Consider the following 26,317-nt stretch of genomic DNA (forward strand, 5'->3'; position numbering starts at 1 on the left):
GGATTTAAGCCGTTGGTACTAGATCAGCAATACTTTTAGCCGCGCTCATAGCAACGTCACTATCTTTAGTCTCCACCATAACCCGTAACAGGGGCTCGGTACCAGAGGCGCGAATTAACACCCTACCACTATCGGCTAGGTCAGACTTAACTTTAATTACCTGCTGCTGTAATGCTTCATCTGACTTCCAGTCATAGCCAGGTTTAAATTTCACATTCAAAAGAACTTGTGGGAAGACTTTGACGGAATCTAATAACTGAGCAAGACTTCTTTTCTTTTGACTCATTGCTGCCAAAACTTGTAGTGCAGCAATCGTGCCATCGCCAGTAGAGTGCTGATCTAGGCAAAGTAAATGACCCGAACCTTCTCCACCAATAATCCAATCATTCTGCTTGAGCAATTCCAAGACATACCGATCGCCTACATTGGCGCGTTCAAATCCAATTCCAAGAGCCTTAATGGCATTTTCAACCGCAAGATTAGTCATCAGGGTACCAACAGCTCCGCCAAGTTTCTGACCGCGGTCCAAACGGTCTTTCACTAAGACATAAAGCAGCTCATCTCCATTAAACAATCGTCCTGTAGCATCCACCATCTGAAGACGATCAGCATCGCCATCAAGTGCGATTCCTAGGTCTGCTTTTTCTTCTTTGACTTTGGCTATTAGAGCTGCTGGTGCAGTTGCTCCACAGCCATCATTAATGTTACGGCCATCTGGGCTCACACCAATAGAGACAACTTCCGCGCCTAGTTCATGAAAAACGTGAGGTGCCGTATGGTATGCAGCGCCATTAGCGCAGTCAACCACCAACTTGAGGCCTTTGAGGTTTAATTCTCCAGGAAAAGTCGATTTGCAAAATTCGATATATCGTCCAGCAGCATCATCTAAACGGAAGGCTTTACCAAGCTCTTTTGAATTTACGCAACCCATTGGTTTATCTAATTCAGATTCGATAGCAAGCTCAAATTCATCCGATAACTTATCTCCCTTTGCAGAGAAAAACTTAATACCGTTATCTTGATACGGGTTGTGAGATGCGGAGATAACTAAGCCTGCTGAGAGTCGCAGCGCTTTGGTTAGATAAGCTACTCCGGGCGTTGGAATGGGTCCACAAAGCATCACGTCTACACCTGCAGCAGCAAATCCTGCTTCAAGGGCGGCTTCTAGCAAATAGCCTGAAACGCGAGTATCTTTGCCAATCAAAATCTTGCAACGTTCACCTGGTCTCGCATCACGTGTCAATACCTTACCAGCGGCATAACCTAGGCGAGTCATAAATTCCGGAACGATCGGAAACTGCCCTACTTCACCTCGAATACCATCAGTGCCAAAATATTGTTTTTTCATGGATATCATTATAAAACTTAGATAGTTCTCTAAGTATTTACAGCCTCCCAAAGCTTTAGGGCATCTACTGTCTCACCTACATCATGAACACGAACAATTCTGGCGCCTCGGTCGGCAGCCATAATGGCTGCGGCAATACTTGCTGGAACACGATCATTTGTATCTTTGCCGGTAAGCTTACCTAACATGGACTTACGGGACATTCCCGCTAATACAGGCAATTCCAAACTGGAAAAGTCTACAAAGTTCGTCAACATCTTGAGGTTATGTTCAAGACTCTTACCAAAACCAAAGCCAGGATCGATGGCTATGCGGTTTTTAGCAACCCCATTAGCGATCAATAGATCAGCCCGGGCTTTTAGAAATTCCTTTACCTCAGCGATAACATTTTGATATTCGGGATTAAATTGCATGGTGAGAGGATCACGCTGCATATGCATTAGTACGACACCGCAATTATTGCTTTCCAAAACTGCATTCATCGCCCCATCCTGCCTAAGCGCCCAAATATCATTCACGCAATCTACTCCAGCATGCAATGCTTGGCGCATTGTCTCTGCTTTATAGGTATCGATTGATAGTGGTACGCCACAGCCTTTGAGCGCTTCAATGACTGGCAGCACTCTATCTAATTCCTCTTGCAATTCAACTGGCTCTGCACCGGGCCTAGTTGATTCACCGCCAATATCGATGAGATCAACGCCCTGCGCAATCATGTGCTCAGCTTGTGCAATGGCATCTTTCGGACTTCTAAATTTTCCGCCATCAGAGAAGGAATCGGGTGTTGCATTGAGAATGCCCATCACAATCGGGCGCTGACGTTTAGTAAAGTCGAAAAGAAAACGCCCACAACACCAAGTTGTGGGCATGTTTAATTGACCTTGCTTAAGCATTAAAGGCTAAAGCGATCAATAGTTCTTACGCAGTCGCAGGAGCGCCACCAGTTGCAGGGCCAGGGGTTCCAGCAGAATTACCAAACTGTGTAGCAGGCGGAGGCAATGGAGCTCGTGGTGGACGACCTTCCATAATGTCAGTAATCTGCTCAGCATCAATAGTTTCCCATTCAAGCAATGCAGCAACCATAGCTTCAACTTTGTCGCGATTTTGCTCCAAAATGGATCTTGCCAAGGCATATTGACTATCAATCAAGCTGCGAATTTCTGCATCCACTTTTTGTTGGGTTAACTCAGAAACAGTCTTTGTACTATTGCGACCAAAAATGCTCTCAGACTCAGTATCGACATACACCATCGTACCCAAGCTATCACTCATACCGTAGCGCGTCACCATATCGCGAGCCATCTTAGTAGCGCGCTCAAAGTCGTTTGATGCACCGGTGCTCATGGAGTTTAGAAATACTTCTTCAGCTGCACGTCCGCCAAACAGAATAGCCAACTCCTCCAACATGCGATCTTTATAAAGATTGACACGGTCAAACTCAGGCAACTGCCAAGTAACTCCTAATGCCATGCCACGCGGCATGATGGTGACTTTATGAACCGGATCTGCTTTAGGAAGCACTTTGGCAACTACAGCGTGACCTGACTCATGATAAGCAGTGTTACGACGCTCTTCTTCGCGCATTACGGCAGACTTACGCTCGGGACCCATATAGATCTTGTCTTTAGCGTCTTCAAAATCCTTCATATCAACAGAGCGCTTATTACGGCGAGCGGCAAATAACGCAGCTTCATTCACTAAGTTTGCTAAATCAGCGCCTGAGAAGCCCGGCGTACCACGTGCCAAAACAGCAGCATTTACATCAGGATCAATGGGAACCTTGCGCATATGTACTTGCAAAATTTGCTCACGGCCACGGATGTCAGGCAAGCCAACATGCACTTGACGATCGAAGCGACCTGGACGGAGCAATGCTTTATCCAATACATCTGAACGGTTAGTAGCAGCTACAACAATCACACCGCTATTGCTTTCAAAGCCATCCATCTCAACCAACATTTGGTTGAGCGTTTGCTCGCGCTCATCATTACCACCACCCATACCAGCGCCACGATGACGACCAACCGCATCGATTTCGTCAATAAAGATGATGCACGGTGAATTTTTCTTGGCGTTTTCAAACATGTCGCGCACGCGAGATGCACCTACACCAACAAACATTTCTACGAAATCAGATCCAGAGATCGAGAAGAAAGGAACCTTGGCTTCACCAGCAATGGCACGTGCCAAAAGGGTCTTACCAGTTCCTGGAGGGCCTACAAGCAGGACGCCATGGGGAATACGGCCACCTAGTTTTTGAAACTTTTGTGGATCTTTTAAGAAATCGACCAATTCAAATACTTCTTCTTTGGCTTCATCGCATCCAGCAACATCAGCGAAAGTCACTGTATTACTATTCTCATCTATCAAACGCGCTTTTGATTTTCCAAATGAGAATGCGCCGCCTTTACCGCCACCTTGCATTTGGCGCATCATGAAAAACCAAAAACCAATAATTAGTAAGGTCGGTCCAAGATAGTACAAAGCTGAAACCAACATATTGGGTTCATCATCTGCTTTACCGGTAACTTGAACTCCGTATTTCATGAGGTCACCGACCATCCAGATATCGCCTGGAGAGGTAATAGAGTATTTATTACCGTCAGCAGGCGTAACTTGTAATGTGCGTCCTTGCACATCGACACGCTTTACTTTGCCAGCTTTGGCATCATCCATAAATTGCGAATAGGTAACTTGTGTTTGATCCTTGGGCTTATCAAACTGTTTGAAAACAGTAAAAAGCACCAAGCCCACAATGAGCCACACACCGATTTTTTGGAACATATTGCTGTTCAAAATGAGTCCTTTTCTGGAAAAATCCAGGAGTTAAAGCGAATCCGCTACCTAAGTATTTGATTCTACTACCACCCTTTTTCAAGAGCTAATGGCATATTTATTTAATAAACCCCCTCTTTTATAGGGGGTTATTGGGTTTATTTGAGGCTTATTTGGGCGGCTTTAGGTTCCTACCCAAAAGGAAAATCTCCGAAGAGCGAGCCCTAGAAGCCTTTGGCTTTCTAGGCACCACGGTTTTGAAGACCTTTTTGAAGGATTCAACAATCTGGCTATATCCACTGCCGTTAAAGCATTTGATTAATAAGGCACCCTCGGGTTTAAGGTGCGAAACGGCAAAATCCAAGGCAATTTCTGCCAAAAAAGCCATTCTGGCCGCGTCAGCTACGCCAACTCCAGATAAGTTAGGCGCCATGTCAGAAAGGACTAAATCGACCTTTCCCTCTGCTTCTTTTGGCAGTAACGCCTCAAGCGCTGCAAGACCCTCGTCTTCACGGAAGTCGCCCTGTATAAAGCTAACATCGGCTATATCCTCCATTGGCAGAATATCGATAGCAATAATCTGTCCATCCGGTTTGCCCGACTCAATTTTGGGATTGTTTTTTCCAAGTTCAGTTAAACGATTGCGCGCGAATTGAGACCAGCTCCCAGGAGCGCTCCCCAAATCGACAATCGTCATACCCGCTTTGATCAGTTGATCTTGCTCGTCAATTTCACTGAGCTTATAAACCGCTCTGGCGCGATAGCCCTCTTTTTGAGCCATCTTCACGTAAGGATCGGTCAAATGATCCTGCAACCAACTTTTATTAAATTTATTCTTTGCCACAACGCACCCACTTTCGCCTTCTATTTTCCTAGTTTCCGTGCGCTAAAGCAAAAGGTATTGAGGAAAAAATCGTTAAATTCATCCCAATAAGCTGATTTTGGCAACGAATGCTCTATCATCGACCCCATGACAGCACTGATCCTCACCCCCGCACAACGTAAATCCCTCAAAGCCGATGCCCATGACTTAAGTCCTGTGGTAATGGTTGGTGGTGATGGCTTAACACCCGCAGTAGTTAAAGAGGCGAAATTAGCCATCAATCATCATGGCTTGATCAAGATCCGAGTCTTTGGCGATGATCGCGATGCTCGCGTCGCCATCTATGAAGAACTCTGTGACAAATTAGATGCGGCCCCTGTGCAACATATTGGTAAATTGCTTGTGTTATGGAAACCAAAAGATGTGGTTGAGGAAGCATTCAGCAATCTCGGACGCTCAAGCAAGCAAACTAAGAAAACATTGCAAGCACCGCGCACCAAACGCCAGCCAAATCGTACTGTTACTAAAACAGGAGTGCGCACAAGCACTTCCGAGAGGTCTGATCGTCGCTCTGCATCCAATAAATCGCCGTTTGAGAGAGTTGCGGCTGTAAAGTCAGCAACACCTAAGAAAAGAGTATTGCGCTCAGAAGCTGCCGAATCCAAAATTGGCTGGTCATCTCCTGGCTATAGAAAAGCAACCGCAGCACCTGCACCAATTAAAAAACGCAAAGTGAGAATGAGTAGCACCAAGAAAAAATCTTTGGGCTCCTAAAATCTGAGCTTCAAAAACAAAAAACGTCGCTAGTCGGCGTTTTTTGTTGCTCGCCACACTAGTACAAGCCCAAGTAGTGCTTGAATCAGAAAGAGGCTACTGGAAACACCATGAAGTCTACTAAATAAAACAGCATTACTTGTTTCACGTACAGATAAACCTAGATGCAACGCTTGGTCTCTGAGTGAATTCATCCAGGGGATCAAAATAAAAGCAGCCCCTACTGTGCAAGCCAACATGCCCAGCAATATCCAGCGAGTCAAGCGATATTGAGATATTTGGTGGCGAACTAGATGATTGGCTATCAACATCAGAATGATGCAAACAAATACCCCAGAATAGGCTGTTACCTTAAAAAGATTTGCAGCTACAATACCGGCGACCTGCCTATCACCCAAGCTTGAAAATAAAACTGGCACGACCAAAAAACCAATCGTCATAAAGCTTCCAACCCAGAGGCCTGAAATCAGGCTAAATATTCTCTGGGTTTGGAGATTACGCATTAAATGTATTTAACCGCCAAGATTTCAACTTCACGGTTGCCGCCAGGTGCTTGAACAGCAACCACGTCGCCCTCTTCTTTGCTAATCAAAGCACGAGCGATTGGTGAGCTAATAGAGATTTTGTTTAAAGCAATATCCGCTTCATCGTCGCCAACAATTTGGTAGGTCAACTTAGTCCCGTCTTCTAAATCCTCAAGATCAACCGTTGCACCGAAAACAACCCTGCCAGTAACATCAAGGGATGCTGGATCAATAATTTGAGCGGCAGAAAGTTTTCCTTCTAGTTCTTGGATGCGCCCTTCGATGAAGCCCTGTTTTTCTTTGGCAGCATCGTATTCAGCATTCTCAGAGAGATCACCCTGAGCGCGAGCTTCTGAGATTGCGTTAATGACCGCTGGACGTTCTACATGCTTAAGGCGGTGCAACTCTTCTTTTAGAAGTTCTGCACCGCGCTTGGTAATCGGAATTGTGCTCATGCTACTAACCTAACTTAAATTCTTGCGCAAAATTACGCGAGTGAAAGTTAATTTTAGATTAAATAAGCGACCGATGTAAGTTTTGTAATGAATAGACCTCAAGTGACTCTAACTTACCGTTTTGGGAGGCTAATAAGCCATCCATCACAGCACGTGCAGCGCTAATCGTTGTGTAATAAGTCACACCATTAGCCTGTGCACTGGTACGAATTGATCTAGAGTCAGCAATAGCGGTCCGAGTCTCATCCACGGTAGTAAATACCAGTGAAATTTCCCCGTTCTTAATAAAATCCACAATGTGAGGACGGCCATCCTTGACCTTGTTCACCACCTGAACGGGTAAACCAGCAGCCTCAATGGCAGCAGCGGTTCCTTTGGTCGCAACCATCGGAAAGCCCAATTGATGCAATAACTTAGCAACCTCAATTGCCATTGGTTTATCACTATCTTTGACGGTCAGAAGAACAGTCCCACTCTTAGGCAGCTTAATGCCAGCGCCTAATTGGGATTTAAATAAAGCCTCACCAAAGGTTTTACCGACTCCCATTACCTCACCAGTAGAACGCATCTCCGGTCCAAGAATAGGATCAATGCCAGGGAATTTATTAAATGGGAATACCGCTTCTTTCACGGAGAAATAAGGAGGCTTCACTTCTGTCTTAATGCCCTGCTGACCCAGAGTTTGACCAACCATGCAACGGGCTGCAATCTTTGCAAGCTGTAAACCTGTAGCTTTAGACACAAAAGGAACGGTACGAGATGCGCGTGGGTTTACTTCCAACACGTAAATCACATCTTTCCCATCTACATTTTGGATAGCAAACTGAACGTTCATTAAGCCGATAACATTTAGGCCTTTAGCCATTGCAGCTGTCTGACGTTTAATTTCTTCAACCGTTGCATCGGATAAAGAATAAGGCGGTAATGAACAGGCGGAATCACCGGAGTGGACACCAGCTTGCTCGATGTGCTCCATAACGCCACCAATGAAAACAGTCTCACCATCACTAATGCAATCGACATCACACTCAATCGCATCGTTCAAGAAACGATCTAATAGAACTGGGGAGTCGTGTGAGACTTTAACGGCCTCACGCATATAACGCTCTAGGTCACGACCATCATGGACGATTTCCATGGCACGACCGCCCAAGACGTAGGATGGACGTACCACTAATGGGTAGCCAATTTCTTCAGCAAGCTTAAGTGCCTCTTCTTCGGTGCGCGCCGTGCGGTTCGGTGGTTGACGTAAGCCAAGATCCTGAAGCAACTTCTGGAAGCGCTCACGGTCTTCTGCAGCATCAATCATGTCTGGTGAAGTACCAATGATCGGAACACCATTTCGCTCGAGATCTAAAGCCAACTTCAATGGAGTCTGACCGCCGTACTGAACAATCACGCCCTTTGGTTTTTCTTTGGCGACAATTTCCAGCACGTCCTCTAATGTCAGAGGCTCAAAATACAAGCGATCAGAAGTGTCATAGTCCGTTGAAACGGTCTCAGGGTTACAGTTCACCATGATGGTTTCGTAACCATCATCGCGCATGGCTAAGGCAGCATGCACGCAGCAATAGTCAAACTCAATACCTTGACCAATTCGGTTAGGGCCTCCGCCCAGAACCATAATCTTCTCTTTATTGGTTGGGTTGGATTCACACTCACCATGCTCAGCTTCGTATGTTGAATACAAATAAGCAGTGTTCGTGGAAAACTCAGCAGCACAGGTATCTACTCGTTTATAGACAGGAACAACTTTTAAACGATGGCGTGCAGCACGTACTGAAGCAGGATCAACCTTCAATAACTTAGCCAAGCGACGATCAGAGAAGCCTTTTTGCTTTACAAAACGTAATTCTGGCGCTGTCAGACTATCAATCTTGCGCTGTTTAAGCTCAGTCTCAATAGTAATGAGTTCTTCAATTTGCTCCAAGAACCAAGGGTCTACTTTAGTTTCTGAATAAATCTCATCTAGACCCATGCCCATACGGAATGCATCTGCTAAATACCAAATGCGATCAGGGCCTGGTTCGTTAATTTCATTGATGATGTCATCAAGGTCTGTAGAGAATTCATCGAGACCATCAACACCAACCTCTAAACCACGAAGAGCCTTTTGAAAGGATTCTTGGAAAGTTCGGCCAATTGCCATGACCTCACCTACAGATTTCATCTGCGTTGTTAGACGTGAGTCAGCCTGTGGGAACTTCTCAAATGCAAAGCGTGGAATCTTGGTAACAACATAGTCAATGGAGGGCTCAAATGATGCTGGTGTAGCGCCGCCAGTGATGTCATTCTTTAATTCATCTAAGGTATAGCCAACTGCTAACTTTGCAGCAATCTTGGCAATCGGGAATCCGGTAGCTTTAGAAGCCAATGCTGAAGAGCGCGATACCCGTGGATTCATCTCGATAACAATCATGCGGCCATCAACTGGGTTGATAGAGAACTGAACGTTTGAGCCGCCTGTATCGACACCGATTTCTCTGAGAACTGCAATCGATGCATTACGCATGATTTGATACTCTTTATCAGTCAGAGTTTGTGCTGGCGCTACGGTAATAGAGTCGCCAGTGTGGACACCCATTGGGTCCAAGTTTTCAATTGAGCAGACAATGATGCAGTTGTCATTACGATCCCGCACTACTTCCATCTCGAACTCTTTCCAGCCCAAGAGAGACTCTTCGATTAAGAGCTCGCGAGTTGGTGATAAATCAAGACCACGTTTACAAATCTCTTCAAATTCTTCGCGGTTATAAGCAATACCGCCGCCTGATCCACCCATGGTAAATGAAGGACGAATAACAACCGGGAAGCCTGAGCTACCAGTCTCTTGCTGAATACGCTGCTGCACTTCATGTGCCTCATCCATCGAGTGCGCAATCCCAGATTTAGCTGAGCCTAAACCAATTTTGGTCATCGCCTCTTTAAATTTTTGACGATCTTCCGCCTTATCAATGGCCTCAGGTGAAGCGCCAATTAATTCGCAGCCATATTTTTCCAATACGCCATGACGATGTAAATCTAGGGCACAATTCAGTGCTGTCTGTCCACCCATGGTTGGCAAAATGGCATCTGGTTTTTCTACGGCAATAATGCGCTCCACCACTTCCCATGTGATTGGCTCGATGTAGGTGACATCAGCCATTTCAGGGTCAGTCATGATGGTCGCAGGATTGCTATTTACCAAAATAACTTTGTAACCTTCATCACGCAGTGCTTTACAAGCCTGCGCTCCGGAATAGTCAAACTCACAGGCCTGACCAATGACGATTGGTCCAGCACCAATAATGAGGATGCTTTTAATGTCGCTACGCTTAGGCATTATTTGCCCTCCTTCTTGGCAGCATTCATGAGCTCCACAAAACGATCAAATAAATAGGCAATATCGTGAGGACCTGGTGAGGCCTCAGGATGCCCTTGGAAACACAGTGCTGGCTTATCTTTCCATGCCAAACCCTGCAAAGATCCATCAAATAAAGAAACGTGCGTCACACGAATGTTATCGGGCAAGGTATTGGCATCAACAGCAAAGCCATGGTTCTGTGAAGTGATTGCAACGCGTCCTGTATCCAAATCCTTTACAGGATGATTGGCGCCATGATGTCCAAACTTCATCTTCAAAGTTTTTGCCCCTGCAGCAAGACCCATAATTTGATGACCCAAACAAATACCGAAGGTTGGAACGCCCTTTTCAATAATTTCTTTTGCGGCTGCAATTGCGTAATCACAAGGCCCGGGATCGCCAGGACCATTCGAGAAGAACACGCCATCAGGATTCATTGCCAATACTTCTGCTGCGCTAGTTTGTGCCGGTACAACCGTCAATAGGCAGCCACGTTCGGTAAGCATCCGCAAGATATTGCGCTTCACGCCGAAGTCATAAGCAACGACTTTTTTAACTGGCTTACTGACATCTAGTGATCTATAAGCAGGTTTGCCATCAGGACCATGCAGATCCCACTCAGCTTCACGCCATTCATATGAATTTTTAGTGGTGACTACCTTAGCAAGGTCTAAACCCGACATTCCAGGGAAGGCTTTGGCTAGATCAAGAGCTTTCTTACCCAAAGTTTCATAGCTATCACCTACTTTGCCAGCAACAATAGCGCCAGATTGTGCGCCTTTATCACGCAGAATTCTGGTGAGCTTGCGAGTATCAATACCAGCAATACCCAATACACCAGCTTTGGAGAGATAGTCATCCAGAGAGCCTTCCGAACGGAAGCTGGAAACGCGTTTTGGTAGATCCTTTATCACCAGGCCTGCTGCATGAATTTGCTCAGATTCCGCGTCCTGCGCATTCACACCAACGTTACCGATATGTGGGTAGGTCAATGTCACAATTTGGCGTGAATAACTAGGATCAGTAATGATCTCTTGATATCCAGTCAATGCGGTATTGAAAACAACTTCGCCGGTAGTTTCGCCAGGGGCGCCAATACTAAATCCGGGAAATAAGGTACCGTCGGCTAAGGCCAACACGGCGGGGGGAAAAGAAGGAAGCAAGGGTGACAAACCATCTCCAGTCCCTGCTCCATCCGACGCTCAAAACCCTCAAAAAGACCAACCCGAGGATGTTTTTGGCGGGAGGTGAGTGTCTTTAAGCGCTAGGGTATTTAATAAGTTTCGAACCCTGTAATCATACCATTTTTGCTCGTAAACCCTTGAATACCCACCCTAGCGTGGGTTTGGGGACAATGCCCTCCCCAGCTATTAGGCTGGAGGAGGTATTTTTTCAAAACTTCAGGTTTTTTATACCTTGGCGCTTTGTTCGATGATGGTCTTAATTTGAGCCAAAACCGTCTGATCATCCATGGTGCTGATATCACCAGGATCACGACCTTCAGCTACAGCCTGAAGTGCGCGACGCACAATCTTGCCGGAACGAGTCTTAGGCAAAGCTGTGACGATATAAACACGGCCGGGACGTGCGATTGCTCCCAAAGTGGTATCAACCGTTTTCATACATTCCGCTTCTAAAGTCGCAGTATTAGAAGAATCTTTCGGAATCACGAATGCAATTGCAGCCTGCCCCTTTAATTTGTCTTCTATACCCACCACGGCAACTTCCGAAACATTTGGATGGCTAGAAATGCTTTCCTCAATCTCACGAGTGCCAAGACGATGGCCGGCAACGTTAATCACGTCATCCGTGCGACCCAAGATAAAGAAGTAACCATCCTTATCCTTGATGCCCCAGTCAAAGGTTGAGTAAATCAACTTACCAGGGATGGTTTCCCAGTAAGTACTTACGAAGCGCTTGTCATCACCCCAAACGGTTTGCATACAGCCTGGAGGCAATGGACCTTCAATGGCAATAACGCCTTTTTGATCTGGTCCAAGTTCTTCAGAAGTCGCATCATCAAGCAACTTCATGTTGTAACCAAAGGAAGGGACACCTGGAGAACCAAATTTATGCGGCATGACTTCTACGCCGCGTTGAATTGCCAGCATTGGCCAGCCAGTTTCTGTCTGCCAGTAGTTATCGACAATCGGTTTGTTAATCGCTCCATGAATCCAACTTGCTGTTGGCTCATCTAAGGGTTCTCCAGCCAAGAACAAGGCGCGCAATTTAGAGAGATCATATTTCGTTAGAAATGCAGGATCTTGTTTCTTGAGTACGCGAACAGCAGTTGGTGCGGAGAACATGACGGAGACCTTGTACTTGTCTACCAACTCCCACCATATGCCTGCATCAGGACGTAATGGCGTGCCTTCATACATGATGGTGGCCATACCAGAAAGCAATGGTGCATAAATGATATAGCTGTGCCCAACAACCCAACCGATGTCGGATGTGCAGAACATGGTTTCACCAGGATTGCCGGTGAAGATATGCTTCATCGAAGCGGCTAGCGCTACAGCATAACCACCGGTATCGCGTTGCACACCCTTTGGCTTGCCAGTAGTACCAGAGGTATACAAAATATAGGAAGGATGCGTTGCATCAACCCATTCAACTGGCACCACATCATTGAGATGTTTTTGACGTTCACTGGCGTAATCCAAATCACGACCCGCTACGGTAGTGAACTCCGTTAAGCCACGGTTCACAATTAATACCTTCTCGGGCTTGTATTCAGCTAGAGCGATTGCTTCATCTAATAATGGCTTATAAGGCACCGCTTTGCCGCCACGAGCACCCGCTTCAGCAGTCACAATCAGCTTGGGCTTGGCATCATCAATACGAGAGGCGAGACTATGAGAGGCAAAGCCTCCGAAAACAACCGAGTGAATAGCGCCAATACGAGCGCACGCAAGCATGGCAAAACAAGCCTCTGCAATCATTGGCATGTAGATGAGTACACGATCACCCTTTTTAACGCCATTTGCTTTGTAAATTGCAGCCATACGATTCACTTCTTCGTACAGCTCTTTAAATGTGTATGCCTTCTCTTGATTGGTCTCAGTCGAAACCGCTACTAAAGCAATTTGATCGGGGCGTTCCTTCAGGTGGCGATCAACTGCGTTGTAGCAAAGATTCGTTAAGCCACCCTCAAACCATTTTGCAAAAGGAGGATTGTTGTAATTCAGAACCTTATCAAATGGCTTTTCCCAGTGAATTAATTGAGCCTGCTCACCCCAAAATCCATCCGGGTCTTTAATTGAGCGTTCATGATGTGCTTTATAGGACATGGTCAACCTGATTTCTTAAAAAAGTTACTGAAGTTACTGGCTTTTGCTTGCCCCTTTGCTACTTGTATTACTGCTTGAGGCGGCTGAACTACCATTTTTCGCAGATTTTGCAAGTCCTGTCGATGCGGATTTATGCTGAGATGCAGCATTTTTTTGAGAAGAATTACCCTTAGCTCCACTTTTTTCAGTAGTTTTTGTGGCGTTAACAGGGGCACATTTAGCGGGTTTGGCACCTTTTACAGGTTTTGGGCATTTAGGCGCAGGTGGTGCTGGCTTTTCCAGACTAAGGCTGGCGTTTTCTGCCATAGCAGTAGAAACATCCCCTGGGCGACGATTAGTCTTCGGAATCAATACTGTTGATCCAGCTCGTATCCTCATGCCTCTTGGTATACCGTTAACCTCCCTTAGCGTATCAACGTCTACCCCCAAGGTTTTGGCCGCTTGATCAACGCTTTCAGTCTTGGAAACTTGTACTGCGGTCCAAGAAGAAAGCGGCTTATCGTACTGCTTCAAATTAGATTGAAAGATTTCAGCATGAGCAAATGGCAATAGTATTTGCTGATTAGCATTACTCAAAATTACCGGCTTGTTAAAGGAGGGATTCAGACTATGAAATTCATCCGCTGGAATTTCAGCCAACTTAATAGCAAGAACTACATCGATATCACTACCGACATCGACCGCAACAAAGTATGGGTGATTTTCTAGTTCAGGCAACACGATTCCATATGCCTGAGGATCTAAAACAATTTGGCGATAGGCCATTAATTTGGGGACATAGTTACGAGTCTCGCGCGGCAAAGTTAAGCTCTCGTAATCCGTTGGTAAGCCAGCCGCAATATTTCGCTTTTGCGCCTTTGCAATATTGCCAGCACCCCAGTTGTATGCAGCTAGGGCCAATTCCCAGCTGCCGAATTGATTTTTAAGGCGCTGTAGGTAATCAAGTGCCGCATCAGTAGACTGGACAACATCTCGACGCTCGTCCCTAAATACATTTTGTGTAAGTCTAAAGTCTTTACCGGTTGCAGGCATAAATTGCCATAACCCCACTGCTTTTGCGCTGGACTTTGCATTAGTTACGAAAGCACTTTCAACAAAGGGTAGCAGCGCAATTTCCGTTGGCATATTACGGGCATTGACTTCTTGCACGATATAAAACAAATACCGTGATGAGCGCGTCATTGAGCGATGGACGTAGTCCGGTCTTGCAGCTAACCAGCGCACCTGCTCAATTTCTAGCGGAGTATTCATGGGCTCCATCTGATAGCCGTCACGAATGCGCAACCATAGATTATCCGAGGGGGCATAAATCTTGCTAACCGACTGGTTCTTTAAATTAACCCGCGTAGCCTTAGATGCTTTCGAATTCGGTTTAGTCGGTGTATCAGATGACCAATCACCCGTGCTGGCACAGCCGCTCAAGAAAGCAGCAATCAATACTGCTGCATACAGCATGCGCATTAGAAGCGGTCTTTCCAGGCGCGTATAACGGCTAAGACATGTGCAGGCGTTGGTAATTCTGCTTGGCCTGAAATCTCTTTAGCCATTGCAATGACTTCTGCTTGATCACAACGCATAAAAGGATTTACCTGAAGTTCTTGACCAATAGTTGTTGGGAGTGTTGGCAGACCTTGCTCACGAAGTGATTTAGCTTGATCTGCCCATGACAGCAAATTCAGATTATTGGGCTCTACAGCAAGAGCAAAACGAATATTCGATAAGGTGTATTCATGAGTGCAGTAAACCAAAGTATTTTTTGGCAATGCAGCAAATTTTCCAAGCGATTCTGACATTTGAGTTGGTGTACCTTCAAATAATCTGCCACAACCAGATGCAAAAAGCGTGTCGCCACAAAAGAGCATTGGCTCGACAACATTAGCCTGCATATTTGCAAAGTAGGCTATGTGACTCAAAGTATGGCCAGGTACTTCGAACACTTTGAGGCTCATTCGAGGTGAAGGAATTTCAACCTTATCATCCTGCATTACTGCAACAGTTCGACCTGGGATATCGTCGCCGACGGGACCATAAACGGGTATATCAATGCCTAAATTTTGCAATATCTGAAGAATGCCTCCCGTGTGATCTGCATGGTGATGGGTAATTAAAATTCCCTTTAGCGTCAGATTGTTTGCCCGCAAATATGCCAAAGTTGGGACGGCATCACCTGGGTCCACCACAAGCGCAGAGCTGCCATCGTGAATGCACCAAATATAGTTATCATCAAAAGCCGGTATAGGCCAGACCTGCAATAAAGTATTCTTATCCATAGACCGATGATACCAACCCCACCCATTCCCTCTCAGATGCCTGCACCTCCCTGGAGCTCATGGGAAAAATGGCTTCAATCCCCTCCTGGACGCTACGTCCTGGCATGGGAACAGCGCTGTTTTGATCAAATTGTCGCGGATGTTTTTGGCTTTCATGCAGTGCAAATTGGCTTACCCCAAATGAATACCTTGAGTGAAAATCGGATGCCCTTGCATGCCATTTTGATTCATTCAAACGATAGTCTTGCTCACGCTTCTCGTTTTGGCTGGCACTTAATAGAAGGAAATTCGACAGAACTTCCTTTTGCTAGCGAAAGTCTAGATTTAATTGTTTTACCTCACGTTTTAGAATTTGCTACAGACCCCCATAAGATACTGAGAGAGGTTGATCGAGTGCTTCGACCCGAGGGTCGCTTAATTATTTCCGGCTTTAATCCTGCAAGCCTCTGGGGCGCAAGACAATATCTCAGCAGATTAATTGGTACTCCTTACCTTCCAAGAGACGGTCAGTTTATTAGCCTTATTCGCATTAAGGACTGGTTAGAGTTGCTTAACTTTTCTTTGGATCGGGGCCATTTTGGTTGCTACAAATTTCCCCTGAAAGGCGAATCCGTAATGGGGAGAATGGATTTTCTAGAAAAGATGGGGAATCGCTGGTGGCCAATATTTGGAGCAGTTTTTTTAGTTTCGGCCATTAAAAGACAGCAAGGTATGCGCCTCATTGGGCCCGCATCCCTCGTGCGAATTCCGGCACTTGGGAAATTGACGCCCGCTGCCGAACGAAGCAATATCCAAAAAAAACATCAACAATAGCAATACGAAGTAAATTATTGCTATGCCGCATTCCAAAACCGATTCCAACCTTCCTCATATCGTGATTTATACCGATGGCGCCTGCAAGGGCAATCCCGGACCTGGGGGCTGGGGGGCCGTTTTGCGCTCTAGGGGTCACGAAAAGCATATTCATGGCGGCGAAAAACACACCACCAATAACCGCATGGAGATTTGTGCGGTTATTTTTGCCCTGAAAGCCCTAAAACAGCGCAGTACTGTTGAACTTTGGACCGATTCTCAATACGTCCAAAAAGGAGTAACGGAATGGCTTGAGGGCTGGAAAAAAAGGGGCTGGAAAACTGCTAATAAGGAACCGGTAAAAAATGCCGATCTTTGGCAGGAGTTGGACGCCCTCCTTCCAGAGCATGAAATTTCCTGGCATTGGGTTAGAGGGCACAATGGACACCCCGGTAATGAGTTGGCTGATCAATTAGCCAATAAGGGTGTTGAGGAATTTTTGCCCTAGACCTACGGCCTCCTCCAGCCACCTTTTAAAGCATCTTATGAGAGAATGACCTTGCCTCAAGATGCCTTCAAAACAGCATATAAACCCAAGAAAAACGAGACTGTGTCCAAAATAGAATCCTCCCTTGATAAATTGTTAGTCAAGCTCGTTCATCTGAAGGATGCTATTCAGTCTTGCTTATGCAACCTTTGGACTAAATATTTGCCACAGATCGGTAAGTTAAAAAGCATCAATTACGCTTCAAGCAAGGCATTCATCAAACGTTATAAGTGGCGCATTTTGATTATTTTGATTCTGCTATATGCAGGTTCAAAAACATATGATTACTTTTTTCCTGCAGGCAAGAAAGCTAGCGGCCCCCAAACGATTACCAGTATTGTGGTCGAAAAAAAGGATGTTCCGCTCATCATCGAGGCTACTGGCACCATTGTCTCCAATAGCATTGTTGATATTCGGCCGATGATTACGAATACCGTTACTAAAATTCATATTAAAGATGGGCAAGAAGTAACAGAAGGACAGCTTCTGTTCAGTTTAGATGACCGTAACGACAAGGCCAATTACGAAAAACTGAAGGCCTTAGCGGATGACTCTCAAAAGCAGTATTTGCGTGCCAAGGAATTGGTTGCGAAAAACTTCATATCAAAAGCGGGATTAGAAACCTCTCTAGCGAACGCTAAGTCTGCTCAAGCAGCCGCACGCTCTGCAGAGGTGCAGCTTTCCTTTGACTTGATACGCTCCCCTATTAACGGTCGTGCTGGCATCATTAACGTCTTTCCAGGTTCTTTCGTACAAGCAAGTAATGCAGTCATCAGTTCAACCAATGCTTCCGCCACATCCACCACTGGATCCATGGTGACGATCACGCAACTTAATCCTATCAACGTTCAGTTCGTAGTTCCTGAAAAAGATATCCCGATTATTTTGGAGAATAAAAAAGCGGATGAGCCTTTAAAAGTCAAAGTTACTGTTGGCAATACCGGCAAGACTGTTTATGAAGGTCAGGTTTTGGTAATCGACAACCAGGTAGATCCCGCAATTGCTGCAGTGAGAGTCAAGGCGCAAATTCCTAATGAAAAAATGGAGCTCTTGCCCGGTCAGTTTGCTCGTATTTCACTCAATGCCAACACTCTAAAAGATGCCCTAGCCGTTCCAACCCAAGCGATCGTCATTAGCCCAACTGGACGACTTGTCTACGTGGTTGACAAGGATGACAAAGTAACAGCGAAGCCAGTAAAAGTGACTTATGAATACCAGGGCAATTCTGTGGTTACAGGAATTCAAGCAGGCGATCGAATTGTGGTTGAAGGAAAGCAGAATTTGCGAACTGGCAGCAAAGTACGCGAATCAAAAATCAGCAAAGGCCCAGCTCCCGCTGCCCCCGCTAACAACGCACCTGCTTCTGAGCAAAAATGACGCTTTCTGAGCTATGTATTAGACGCCCCGTAATGACGGTGTTGCTTTCAATTGCAACCGTCATAGCTGGAAGCGTAGCCTATTTCAAAATTCCTGTAGCGGCCCTCCCCAGTTTTAATACACCGATTATTTCTGTAACGGCAAGCCTGCCAGGGGCTGCACCAGAAAATATGGCTTCCGCAGTTGCATTACCGCTTGAGAAAGAGTTCTCAACAATTGATGGCATCAAGGTTATTAGCTCAACCAACTCACTAGGCTCAACCAGCATCACTCTTGAGTTTAATAACGATCGCGATATTGATAAGGCAGCGGTAGATGTGCAAGCTGCACTCTTGCGTGCGCAAAGGCGCTTACCTATAGAAATGACGATTCCACCGTCATATCGAAAAATTAATCCAGCGGATACACCAGTTCTCATTGTCAGAATGAGTTCACCATCGATCAGCCTCTCGGAAATGAATGCCTATGCCGAGAATTTGATGGCACCCAATTTATCGACTATTACAGGTGTATCTCAGGTCTCCGTTTATGGTGCCAAACGTTATGCTGTTCGCGTTAGCGTCAGACCCGATGCCTTAGGAAATCGTAATATCACGATGGATGAGGTCGCTGCTGCAATTAATAAGGCCAACACCAACAGCCCCGTTGGCACTCTAGACGGCCCACGACAACTCATTACTATTTATGCCAACCCCCAATTAGTTAAAGCTGAAGAGTTTGGCAATCTGATCATTGCACAGCGTAATGGATACCCAATTTATCTTAAAGATGTAGCCGATGTTCAGGAGAGCTACGAAGATGTTAAAACTTTTGCCTCGGCAAAGGGTGAGAGATCGATTGCCATTGGTATAAATAGACAACCAAATGCCAATACGGTTGAGGTTGTTCAATCTATTAAGCGCTTGCTACCTTCACTTAAAGCGCAAATGCCTGACTCGATTCAATTAACACTGATTAATGATCGCTCCTTATCCATTATTGAATCTATCCATGATGTGAATATCACCCTTCTGTTTACCATTGCTCTAGTTGTTTTAGTGATATTCCTATTTTTAAAGCATGTTTCAGCCACAGTGATTCCGTCAATCAGCCTGCCAATTTCCTTGATTGGCGCATTTTTTGTTTTCTATTTTTTAGGCTACAGCCTAGATAACATTTCCCTATTGGGAATCACGCTAGCTGTTGGCCTGGTTGTAGACGATGCTATTGTTGTTTTAGAAAACATCATGCGTTACGTTGAAAAGGGCATGGATCCCCTTAAAGCTGCCCTCAAGGGTAGCAAAGAGGTTGGATTTACTATTGTTTCTATTTCTTTGTCACTGGTGGCTGTGTTCATACCTCTGTTTTTTATGGCCGGTCCAATTGGCCTCCTCTTTAGAGAATTCGCAGTTGTAGTTACCCTCTCCATTTTGGTTTCTGCAGTTGTTTCTCTAACAATAGTGCCAATGCTTTGCAGTCGCTATTTACCTAAGCCAGATCACAAGCCGAAAGAATATGAAATCATCAGGAAATTTGATCGTCTCTTTGATTGGACGCTAAAGGCTTACGTTCACTATTTGGACTTAGCTTTGGTGAATCGTAAAAAAGTACTTTGGGGAGCGATTGCTAGTTGCGTAATTACGGTTTTTCTATTTATCTATAGCCCTAAGGGCTTCTTTCCTGAAGAGGATATTGGTCAGTTGCGTGTGACTGTTGAGGCTTCAGAGGATACATCCTTTAAAGCGATGATTGCCCTCCAGGATCAAGCAGCCAAGATAGTAGATAGCGACCCCAACGTTGAGACTTCCATCTCCATTCTTGGTGGCGGCCAAAGTTCTGGTCGTAATACTGGGCGATTCTTCATCATCCTCAAGCCAAAAAGCGAGCGGCAAAAGATGAGTAAAGTCATGGAGGGCCTTCGAACGAAGTTCAGAGAAATTCCTGGCATCCAGGTGTATATGAGCCCTGTTCAAAATTTACAGCTAGGTGGCAGAAGCAGCAAAAGCCGCTACCAATTCACCCTTCAGAGCGTTGGGTTTGAAGGTGTGAATGAATGGGCGGATAAGTTACTCCTAAAAATGCGAGCTGACCCGATTTTTAGAGATGTAACAAGTGACTCTCAGCTCAAGGGCTTAAATGTCAAAATTGAAATCGATAGAGAAAAGGCGGCTAGCGCGGGTGTATCTATTTCAGATATTCGCACTGCCCTTTATTCCTCATTTGGTGAACGCCAGGTTTCAACAATCTATACCCCGGTCAATACCTACTATGTCATTTTAGAAACTGCAGAGGATGATCGTCAGTTTGAAACCGACTTGAATAAGGTATATGTACGCGGTAGAGCAACCGATAAGCTCATTCCTCTATCAAGTTTGGCAAGCTTTGTGCGCAGCGTTGGCCCAACAGCAGTAAATCATCAAGGACAAATTCCTGCGGTTACGATTTCATTCAATCTAGCCCCGGATGTATTTCTGGGTGATGCAACTAAAGCAATAGATGGATTTGTGAAGCAAGTGGATCTTCCCTCTTCAATTATTACAAGCTATGGTGGCGATGCCGCAGTGTTTAAAGACAATCAATCGGGTCAAGTAATTTTGCTGCTTGCAGCGCTCGGCGTAATTTATATCCTATTGGGGGTTTTGTACGAAAGCTATATTCACCCACTGACAATTCTTGCGGGTCTGCCATCAGCAGCTATTGGTGCAATTCTAGCTCTGCGTATTTTTGGCTTTGAGTTAACGATTGTTGCTTCTATTGGCATCTTATTGTTGATTGGTATCGTCAAGAAGAATGCGATTTTGATGATTGACTTTGCTTTAGATGCGCAGCGCAACCAAGGTATGTCGCCAGAAAAAGCTATTCGCGAGGCATGTATATTGCGATTCCGGCCAATTATGATGACCACCATAGCTGCTTTAATGGGTGCCTTGCCCATTGCGCTAGGTCTTGGTGCCGGTGCTGAATTAAGACAGCCGCTTGGTATTAGCGTTGCTGGTGGTTTAATATTTTCTCAGTTTGTAACCCTGATCATTACCCCGGTCATTTACCTTTATTTAGATAAATATGCTGGCAATGGTCCGATGGATATTCCACCTGCTGTTCTAGAGGGCACCTAATGCGTCAAGTTATTCTCGATACTGAAACAACTGGTTTAAACCCGGCTACCGGCGATCGCATTATTGAAATTGGTTGCGTAGAAATGGTTGGTCGTCGCTTAACTGACAGGACCTTTCATTACTACATCAATCCTGAACGCGATATTGATGCAGGTGCCTTTGCAGTACATGGTCTTTCAAGAGAGTTCTTGTCTGACAAACCCGTCTTTGCAAACATTGTTGAGCAGTTAATTGAATTTGTGGATGGCGCTGAAATCGTTATTCATAACGCAGCCTTCGACTTGGGCTTCTTAGACAATGAGTTTGCTTTACTCAAGCGTCCGCCATTTCGCAATCTGGCAGCAAAACTAACAGACACGCTACTTGATGCACGTCAAATGTTTCCCGGCAAGAGAAACTCCTTGGATGCATTATGTGAGCGCTTCTCGATTAGCAATAAACATCGTACATTGCACGGCGCTTTACTCGATGCCCAGTTATTGGCTGAAGTTTATGTAGCCATGACCAGAGGTCAAGAGGATCTCTCGATCGATTTGATTGATTACACAGTTGGCGCTGATTCAGCTGGCCACACCAAAGCTTTACCAACTCAGCTTAAGGTATTGGCGGCGACGGATGATGACATCCAAAGCCATGAAAAAATCTTAGCTGAAATCGCAAAGGCAAGTAAAAAGGACCCCATCTGGAGTCCTTTAAGTGCTGCTAGCTAAATTTAAGTTTTAAAAATTTAGATTGCTGCTGCAATCGCTTTGCCTAAATCATCCGTCTTTGCAGTACCACCAAGATCCGGCGTCAAGGGTGCATTACCAGGACCTGATGCCAAAACCTTTTCAATTGCTGTAAAGATTGCATTACCAGCCTCCGGATACCCAAGGTGATCGAGCATCATTGCACCGCTCCAAATTTGACCTATTGGGTTAGCAATCATCTTGCCAAAGATATCTGGCGCAGAACCATGGACCGGCTCAAATAAGGATGGGAACTTGCCCTCTGGATTAATGCTGCCTGATGGCGCAACCGCAATTGTTCCGGTGCATGCTGGACCCAAGTCAGACAAGATATCTCCAAATAAGTTACTCGCAACAACTACATCAAAGCGATCCGGATTCATAACAAACTGCGCAGCCAAAATATCAATGTGATATTTATCCGCCCTTACATCGGCAAATTTCTTGGACATTGCTGCGACACGCTCATCCCAATAAGGCATAGTGATAGCAATACCATTGGACTTAGTTGCTGAAGTTAAATGCTTCTTAGGTCTACTTTGAGCAAGGTCAAAAGCGTATTGCAAGATGCGATCTACGCCCTGTCTTGTGAAAACAGATTCTTGAATGACGATCTCACGGTCAGTATCAGGGAACATTTTTCCACCAACACTGGAGTACTCACCTTCAGTATTCTCGCGCACCACAAAGAAATCAATATCGCCAGGCTTGCGATTAGCCAATGGGCATGGCACGCCTGGTAACAAACGTACAGGGCGCAAATTAACATATTGATCAAAGCCACGACGAAATTGAATCAAACTTCCCCATAATGAGACATGGTCAGGAAGAATATCCGGCATACCTACCGCACCAAAGAAGATGGCGTCGTATTTCATTAAGGTATCAAACCAATCATCCGGCATCATCTTGCCGTGCTTGAGGTAGTAATCACAACTAGCAAAATTGAAATGATCGAACTGCATACCTAAATTAAATTTACGGTTAGCCGCCTCTAAAGCACGTACGCCTTCGGGCATCACTTCCTTACCGATACCATCACCAGGAATAACAGCAATCTTAGGGTTCTTGAAAATTTTCTTTGCATTCATAAGTAATGTGTCTCTTGTTATTTTTTATTGATTGTTGATTTTACAAATTTCTAGCTGATTGCGCGGCGGATGTCATCTGGAGCCTTTTTGCTGCCCTTTTCAAGGGATGCACTATCGTAATCGCTTGTATTTTCGATGGTCTCAGGTACGGCTTCCAACATGCGAATATTGTCTTTGGGGCAGATCGGCGCACCATAACTAGCCCATTTTTTCAGAAGAGTAACCTCGTAACCGCATTGACTACACTTCGCCTTGCTACGACTAGCGTTGCTAGGTCTGGGCGGCGGGAAAACAATCGCTTGATGCGGGTATGGCCCTAACTCCTGACTAATCATCATCAGCTTGACAGTGAGCTCCTCGGTGGCATGAGCCATTCTGGCCGGACCCTCGAGACCAACCGTTTGCGCAATGCCCTTGAAATCCTCGCCATGGCCACTAAAACAGTCATCTACCGCATGGCAAAGCTCGTGAACCAAGGTATCCAAAAGCTGAACGGGTTCATCCAATTTTGGGGAGATAAAGATCTCATTAACACCCCCGCCAGAGCGCTCCCGGGGCCAACATTGACCGAGCGTAGTTCTGGGGCTACTAGACGCTGGAAAGCCACATGAAACCCGGACTGGAGGTATCGCATAGCCTGCCTTAGAAAAAACGGGTTCTAGATGCCTCACTGCATCCTCTAACCATGCTTCACGAACTGTATGTTGCTTCATCTAATCTATCTTTTATCGAAATTTGGGAAAAACTGTAAATTGCGATCATACGCCACCATCAGTAGAATGAATGCATGAAAGATCTCGAAAGCCTCAGCGCCACCCAAGCCATCAAAGCGCTCTCTAAAAGGGAGATAAAGGCGACTGATTTACTGCTTTCTTGCCTAGACCGCATAGGGCAAAAAGAGAGCATTGTCAGAGCCTGGACTAGCCTGGGTAAGGAAAATGCTCTATCCCGCGCAAAACAGCTCGATAAGGGCGCTGTTCAGGGCATATTGCATGGCTTACCTATTGGGGTTAAAGATCTATTCGACACCTATGACTTGCCCACCTCTTACGGGTCGCCAATTTATGCCAATCATTACCCGGCTGCGGATGCGGTTTCAGTCGCATTAATGCGTCAGGCCGGGGGCATCATCCTGGGAAAAACCACGACCACGGAATTTGCCTCATTTAAAAGCGGCCCCACTACTAACCCCCATGATGTTCACCATACCCCTGGAGGTTCTTCAAGCGGCTCAGCTGCTGCAGTCTCTGACTTTATGGTGCCATTAGCAACTGGTAGTCAAACAGCTGGCTCCATTATTCGCCCTGCATCGTATTGCGGTGTAGTCGGCTTTAAACCCAGCTTCGGAAAAATAAGTGTTGCAGGTGTCAAATCCCTAGCGCCTTCCCTCGATACCCTTGGTAGCTTTGGCAGGACGATCGAGGATGTTGCTCTTGGCGTTGCAGCCATGAGTGGCGATCATCGTCTAGCAAAGGTTGAGGACTTGCACAGCAAGCCTCGGATTGCAATTTGCAAAACATCCAACTGGTCCTTTGCGCAAAAAGAGACTTCCACAGCCTTAGCGGTAGCTCGCCATGCAGCTGAAGTTATATCAAGAGGTCTTGTCGGAGATATCAAATTACCCAAGGCATGCGATGACTTAACTGTGGCTCAGACTCGCATCATGCTTTCAGAAATATCTAGAAGCTTTACATTTGAACGAGTCCACTACCCAAAGAAATTAAGTCTGCAATTTTCTAAATCACTTCATGAAGGTTTAGAAATCAGTTTTGAGCAATATACAAAAGATTTGTTGCTAGCGAGTGATGCCAAAGCATCCGTAATGGACTTATTTAATGATGAAATAGATATCCTGATTGCTCCAAGTGCAACCGGTGAGGCTCCTCCCTTAAAAGATGGCACTGGTAATCCTATATTTTGTCGAGAATGGACACTACTAGGTTTGCCATGCATCAATATCAATGTTGCAGCCGGTCCAAATGGTCTGCCTGTTGGTGTGCAGCTAATTGCTGGGCCTGGTAAGGATCGCTTTTTACTAAGCGCCGCGAGGGCATTTGCGTTGGCGTTGCCTGATCCCACTCTGCGAGATCAGGCATAGGTCAATTTTTAATCGAGCGTAATGTTTGCAGACTTGATTGCTTTATTCCAATAAGGCAACTCTTTCTTCACTAGCGCATCTGTTGCAGCAGGATTGAGATAACGCAATTCCACACCTGCAGCATCTGAGCGCTCCTTGACTTCAGGCAGCGCTAAACTTTTCTTCACAGAATCAGTTAGCTTGGTAATGACAGGTGCAGGCGTTCCAGCCGGTGCATATAAGGCAACCCAAGACTCCAGCTGAAATGAAGGTAAGCCTGCTTCCGCAGTAGTTGGGACATTCGGCATACCAGGATGACGATTTTTTCCAGTGACCGCCAATCCCTTGAGCTTGCCACTTTGCACATGTTGCATTAAAGAAGGTGGCGTACTGATGAATACCTGTACTTGGCCTGCTAAAACATCCTGAATAGCTGGACCAGAACCCTTGTATGGGACGTGGATCATGTCTGTACCTGTCGACTGCTTAAACATTTCAGTGCCAATATGCGATACAGAGCCATTCCCCTGAGAGGCATAGTTTAATTTCCCTGGATTTGCTTTTGCATAAGCAATGAACTCTTTTAGATTATTGACTGGTACAGATGGATGAACGGCAATCACATTAGTTGAAACAGTCAACAATGCGACTGGAGAAAAATCTTTTGGATCCCAGGACAATTTTTCAAATAAGGCAGGGTTTCCAACGTGATAACCAGAGTACGAAATAAGTAAGGTGTAACCATCAGGTTTTGCATTGGCAACAAATTGATAAGCAATATTGCCGCTTGCTCCTGGCTTGTTATCAACAACCACGGTTTGACCAATAACTCTTGATAGCGGCTCACTTAATAAACGTGCAGAAGTGTCAACTAAGCCACCCGGTGGGTTGGGCACCACCAGAGTAATCGGTCTATCCGGAAAGGATTGAGCCAAGGCTAAGCTTGCGAAGCTCAAGCTACAGATTACAAGTGCACTGCCAATTACTGAATATTTTTTCATGGTT

At 45.5% G+C, this 26,317-nt stretch carries 21 protein-coding genes; 7 read left to right on the forward strand and 14 right to left on the reverse strand.

Features of this window, described 5'->3' with window-relative positions; genetic code table 11:
* Positions 1–4: 4 nt before the first annotated feature.
* The 4 genes from glmM to AOC20_RS04950 form a co-directional block, all read right to left on the reverse strand.
* Positions 5–1,348 carry a phosphoglucosamine mutase gene (gene glmM, locus AOC20_RS04935; RefSeq protein WP_215362021.1) on the reverse strand — a complete coding sequence of 448 codons (1,344 nt, stop codon included), beginning with the start codon at positions 1,346–1,348 and terminating at the stop codon, positions 5–7.
* A 29-nt stretch (positions 1,349–1,377) separates the two neighbouring features.
* Positions 1,378–2,217, reverse strand: coding sequence for a dihydropteroate synthase (folP, locus tag AOC20_RS04940; RefSeq protein WP_215362023.1), 840 nt, complete (start codon positions 2,215–2,217; stop codon positions 1,378–1,380).
* Positions 2,218–2,266: 49 nt separating this feature from the next.
* Entirely contained in the window at positions 2,267–4,144 is a 1,878-nt protein-coding gene (gene ftsH / locus AOC20_RS04945; protein WP_215362024.1) for an ATP-dependent zinc metalloprotease FtsH, read from the reverse strand.
* A 148-nt stretch (positions 4,145–4,292) separates the two neighbouring features.
* On the reverse strand, positions 4,293–4,967 hold the full coding sequence (locus tag AOC20_RS04950) for an RlmE family RNA methyltransferase (RefSeq protein WP_215362026.1): 675 nt from the start codon (positions 4,965–4,967) through the stop codon (positions 4,293–4,295).
* A gap of 126 nt (positions 4,968–5,093) precedes the next feature.
* Between AOC20_RS04950 and AOC20_RS04955 the strand changes: the two genes are divergently transcribed.
* Positions 5,094–5,720, forward strand: a complete 627-nt coding sequence (locus AOC20_RS04955; protein ID WP_215362028.1) for a YhbY family RNA-binding protein — start codon at positions 5,094–5,096, stop codon at positions 5,718–5,720.
* A 29-nt stretch (positions 5,721–5,749) separates the two neighbouring features.
* On the opposite strand, the gene AOC20_RS04960 is transcribed toward AOC20_RS04955, so the two are convergent.
* From AOC20_RS04960 to gloB, 7 genes are all read right to left on the reverse strand, one after another.
* Entirely contained in the window at positions 5,750–6,223 is a 474-nt protein-coding gene (locus AOC20_RS04960) for a DUF4149 domain-containing protein (protein ID WP_215362030.1), read from the reverse strand.
* Entirely contained in the window at positions 6,223–6,699 is a 477-nt protein-coding gene (gene greA / locus AOC20_RS04965; protein WP_215362032.1) for a transcription elongation factor GreA, read from the reverse strand. Before greA ends, AOC20_RS04960 begins: the two co-directional genes overlap by 1 nt.
* Positions 6,700–6,757: 58 nt before the next feature.
* Positions 6,758–10,021 carry a carbamoyl-phosphate synthase large subunit gene (gene carB / locus AOC20_RS04970; RefSeq protein WP_215362034.1) on the reverse strand — a complete coding sequence of 1,088 codons (3,264 nt, stop codon included), beginning with the start codon at positions 10,019–10,021 and terminating at the stop codon, positions 6,758–6,760.
* Entirely contained in the window at positions 10,021–11,205 is a 1,185-nt protein-coding gene (gene carA, locus AOC20_RS04975) for a glutamine-hydrolyzing carbamoyl-phosphate synthase small subunit (protein ID WP_215362196.1), read from the reverse strand. Before carA ends, carB begins: the two co-directional genes overlap by 1 nt.
* A 246-nt stretch (positions 11,206–11,451) precedes the next feature.
* Complete coding sequence (locus AOC20_RS04980) at positions 11,452–13,335, reverse strand: propionate--CoA ligase (RefSeq protein WP_215362036.1); 1,884 nt, start codon at positions 13,333–13,335, stop codon at positions 11,452–11,454.
* A 33-nt stretch (positions 13,336–13,368) separates the two neighbouring features.
* Positions 13,369–14,796 carry a transglycosylase SLT domain-containing protein gene (locus AOC20_RS04985; RefSeq protein ID WP_215358938.1) on the reverse strand — a complete coding sequence of 476 codons (1,428 nt, stop codon included), beginning with the start codon at positions 14,794–14,796 and terminating at the stop codon, positions 13,369–13,371.
* The gene (gene gloB, locus AOC20_RS04990) at positions 14,796–15,605 is read right to left on the reverse strand and encodes a hydroxyacylglutathione hydrolase (RefSeq protein ID WP_215358940.1); all 810 of its coding nucleotides are present in this window, start codon (positions 15,603–15,605) and stop codon (positions 14,796–14,798) included. The genes AOC20_RS04985 and gloB overlap by 1 nt, the downstream gene beginning before the upstream one ends.
* Positions 15,606–15,611: 6 nt before the next feature.
* Between gloB and AOC20_RS04995 the strand changes: the two genes are divergently transcribed.
* The 5 genes from AOC20_RS04995 to dnaQ are packed head-to-tail and all read left to right on the forward strand — an operon-like array spanning position 15,612 to position 22,126.
* Positions 15,612–16,418: a class I SAM-dependent methyltransferase gene (locus AOC20_RS04995; RefSeq protein ID WP_215358942.1), complete on the forward strand. Its 807-nt coding sequence runs from the start codon at positions 15,612–15,614 to the stop codon at positions 16,416–16,418.
* A gap of 22 nt (positions 16,419–16,440) precedes the next feature.
* The gene (rnhA, locus tag AOC20_RS05000; RefSeq protein ID WP_215358944.1) at positions 16,441–16,905 is read left to right on the forward strand and encodes a ribonuclease HI; all 465 of its coding nucleotides are present in this window, start codon (positions 16,441–16,443) and stop codon (positions 16,903–16,905) included.
* A 45-nt stretch (positions 16,906–16,950) separates the two neighbouring features.
* Complete coding sequence (locus AOC20_RS05005; protein WP_251373060.1) at positions 16,951–18,321, forward strand: efflux RND transporter periplasmic adaptor subunit; 1,371 nt, start codon at positions 16,951–16,953, stop codon at positions 18,319–18,321.
* Complete coding sequence (locus AOC20_RS05010; RefSeq protein WP_215358946.1) at positions 18,318–21,416, forward strand: efflux RND transporter permease subunit; 3,099 nt, start codon at positions 18,318–18,320, stop codon at positions 21,414–21,416. Before AOC20_RS05005 ends, AOC20_RS05010 begins: the two co-directional genes overlap by 4 nt.
* On the forward strand, positions 21,416–22,126 hold the full coding sequence (gene dnaQ / locus AOC20_RS05015; RefSeq protein WP_215358948.1) for a DNA polymerase III subunit epsilon: 711 nt from the start codon (positions 21,416–21,418) through the stop codon (positions 22,124–22,126). The genes AOC20_RS05010 and dnaQ overlap by 1 nt, the downstream gene beginning before the upstream one ends.
* A gap of 17 nt (positions 22,127–22,143) precedes the next feature.
* Here the strand turns inward: dnaQ and AOC20_RS05020 are convergent, their stop codons facing one another.
* Together AOC20_RS05020 and AOC20_RS05025 are read right to left on the reverse strand one after the other, a co-directional pair.
* On the reverse strand, positions 22,144–23,235 hold the full coding sequence (locus tag AOC20_RS05020) for a tartrate dehydrogenase (protein WP_285896894.1): 1,092 nt from the start codon (positions 23,233–23,235) through the stop codon (positions 22,144–22,146).
* 50 nt (positions 23,236–23,285) lie between these two features.
* Entirely contained in the window at positions 23,286–23,948 is a 663-nt protein-coding gene (locus AOC20_RS05025) for a SprT family zinc-dependent metalloprotease (protein ID WP_215358950.1), read from the reverse strand.
* Between the two features lie 74 nt (positions 23,949–24,022).
* Between AOC20_RS05025 and AOC20_RS05030 the strand changes: the two genes are divergently transcribed.
* Complete coding sequence (locus AOC20_RS05030; protein WP_215358952.1) at positions 24,023–25,333, forward strand: amidase; 1,311 nt, start codon at positions 24,023–24,025, stop codon at positions 25,331–25,333.
* An 8-nt stretch (positions 25,334–25,341) separates the two neighbouring features.
* Here the strand turns inward: AOC20_RS05030 and AOC20_RS05035 are convergent, their stop codons facing one another.
* Positions 25,342–26,313: a Bug family tripartite tricarboxylate transporter substrate binding protein gene (locus AOC20_RS05035; RefSeq protein WP_215358955.1), complete on the reverse strand. Its 972-nt coding sequence runs from the start codon at positions 26,311–26,313 to the stop codon at positions 25,342–25,344.
* Positions 26,314–26,317: the final 4 nt, after the last annotated feature.

This window comes from Polynucleobacter ibericus, from assembly GCF_018687955.1.
In the GTDB taxonomy this organism is placed as follows: Bacteria; Pseudomonadota; Gammaproteobacteria; order Burkholderiales; family Burkholderiaceae; genus Polynucleobacter; species Polynucleobacter ibericus.

Coding starts and splice junctions, on each gene's coding strand:
- carB (WP_215362034.1), bottom strand. CDS start 10,021: ATGCCTAAGCGTAGCGACATTAAAAGCATCCTCATTATTGGTGCTGGA.
- AOC20_RS04980 (WP_215362036.1), bottom strand. CDS start 13,335: ATGTCCTATAAAGCACATCATGAACGCTCAATTAAAGACCCGGATGGA.
- AOC20_RS05030 (WP_215358952.1), top strand. CDS start 24,023: ATGAAAGATCTCGAAAGCCTCAGCGCCACCCAAGCCATCAAAGCGCTC.
- rnhA (WP_215358944.1), top strand. CDS start 16,441: ATGCCGCATTCCAAAACCGATTCCAACCTTCCTCATATCGTGATTTAT.
- AOC20_RS04955 (WP_215362028.1), top strand. CDS start 5,094: ATGACAGCACTGATCCTCACCCCCGCACAACGTAAATCCCTCAAAGCC.
- AOC20_RS04985 (WP_215358938.1), bottom strand. CDS start 14,796: ATGCGCATGCTGTATGCAGCAGTATTGATTGCTGCTTTCTTGAGCGGC.
- AOC20_RS05025 (WP_215358950.1), bottom strand. CDS start 23,948: ATGAAGCAACATACAGTTCGTGAAGCATGGTTAGAGGATGCAGTGAGG.
- AOC20_RS04960 (WP_215362030.1), bottom strand. CDS start 6,223: ATGCGTAATCTCCAAACCCAGAGAATATTTAGCCTGATTTCAGGCCTC.
- glmM (WP_215362021.1), bottom strand. CDS start 1,348: ATGAAAAAACAATATTTTGGCACTGATGGTATTCGAGGTGAAGTAGGG.
- dnaQ (WP_215358948.1), top strand. CDS start 21,416: ATGCGTCAAGTTATTCTCGATACTGAAACAACTGGTTTAAACCCGGCT.
- AOC20_RS05005 (WP_251373060.1), top strand. CDS start 16,951: ATGACCTTGCCTCAAGATGCCTTCAAAACAGCATATAAACCCAAGAAA.
- AOC20_RS05020 (WP_285896894.1), bottom strand. CDS start 23,235: ATGAATGCAAAGAAAATTTTCAAGAACCCTAAGATTGCTGTTATTCCT.
- AOC20_RS04995 (WP_215358942.1), top strand. CDS start 15,612: ATGATACCAACCCCACCCATTCCCTCTCAGATGCCTGCACCTCCCTGG.
- folP (WP_215362023.1), bottom strand. CDS start 2,217: ATGCCCACAACTTGGTGTTGTGGGCGTTTTCTTTTCGACTTTACTAAA.
- gloB (WP_215358940.1), bottom strand. CDS start 15,605: ATGGATAAGAATACTTTATTGCAGGTCTGGCCTATACCGGCTTTTGAT.
- greA (WP_215362032.1), bottom strand. CDS start 6,699: ATGAGCACAATTCCGATTACCAAGCGCGGTGCAGAACTTCTAAAAGAA.
- AOC20_RS05035 (WP_215358955.1), bottom strand. CDS start 26,313: ATGAAAAAATATTCAGTAATTGGCAGTGCACTTGTAATCTGTAGCTTG.
- AOC20_RS05010 (WP_215358946.1), top strand. CDS start 18,318: ATGACGCTTTCTGAGCTATGTATTAGACGCCCCGTAATGACGGTGTTG.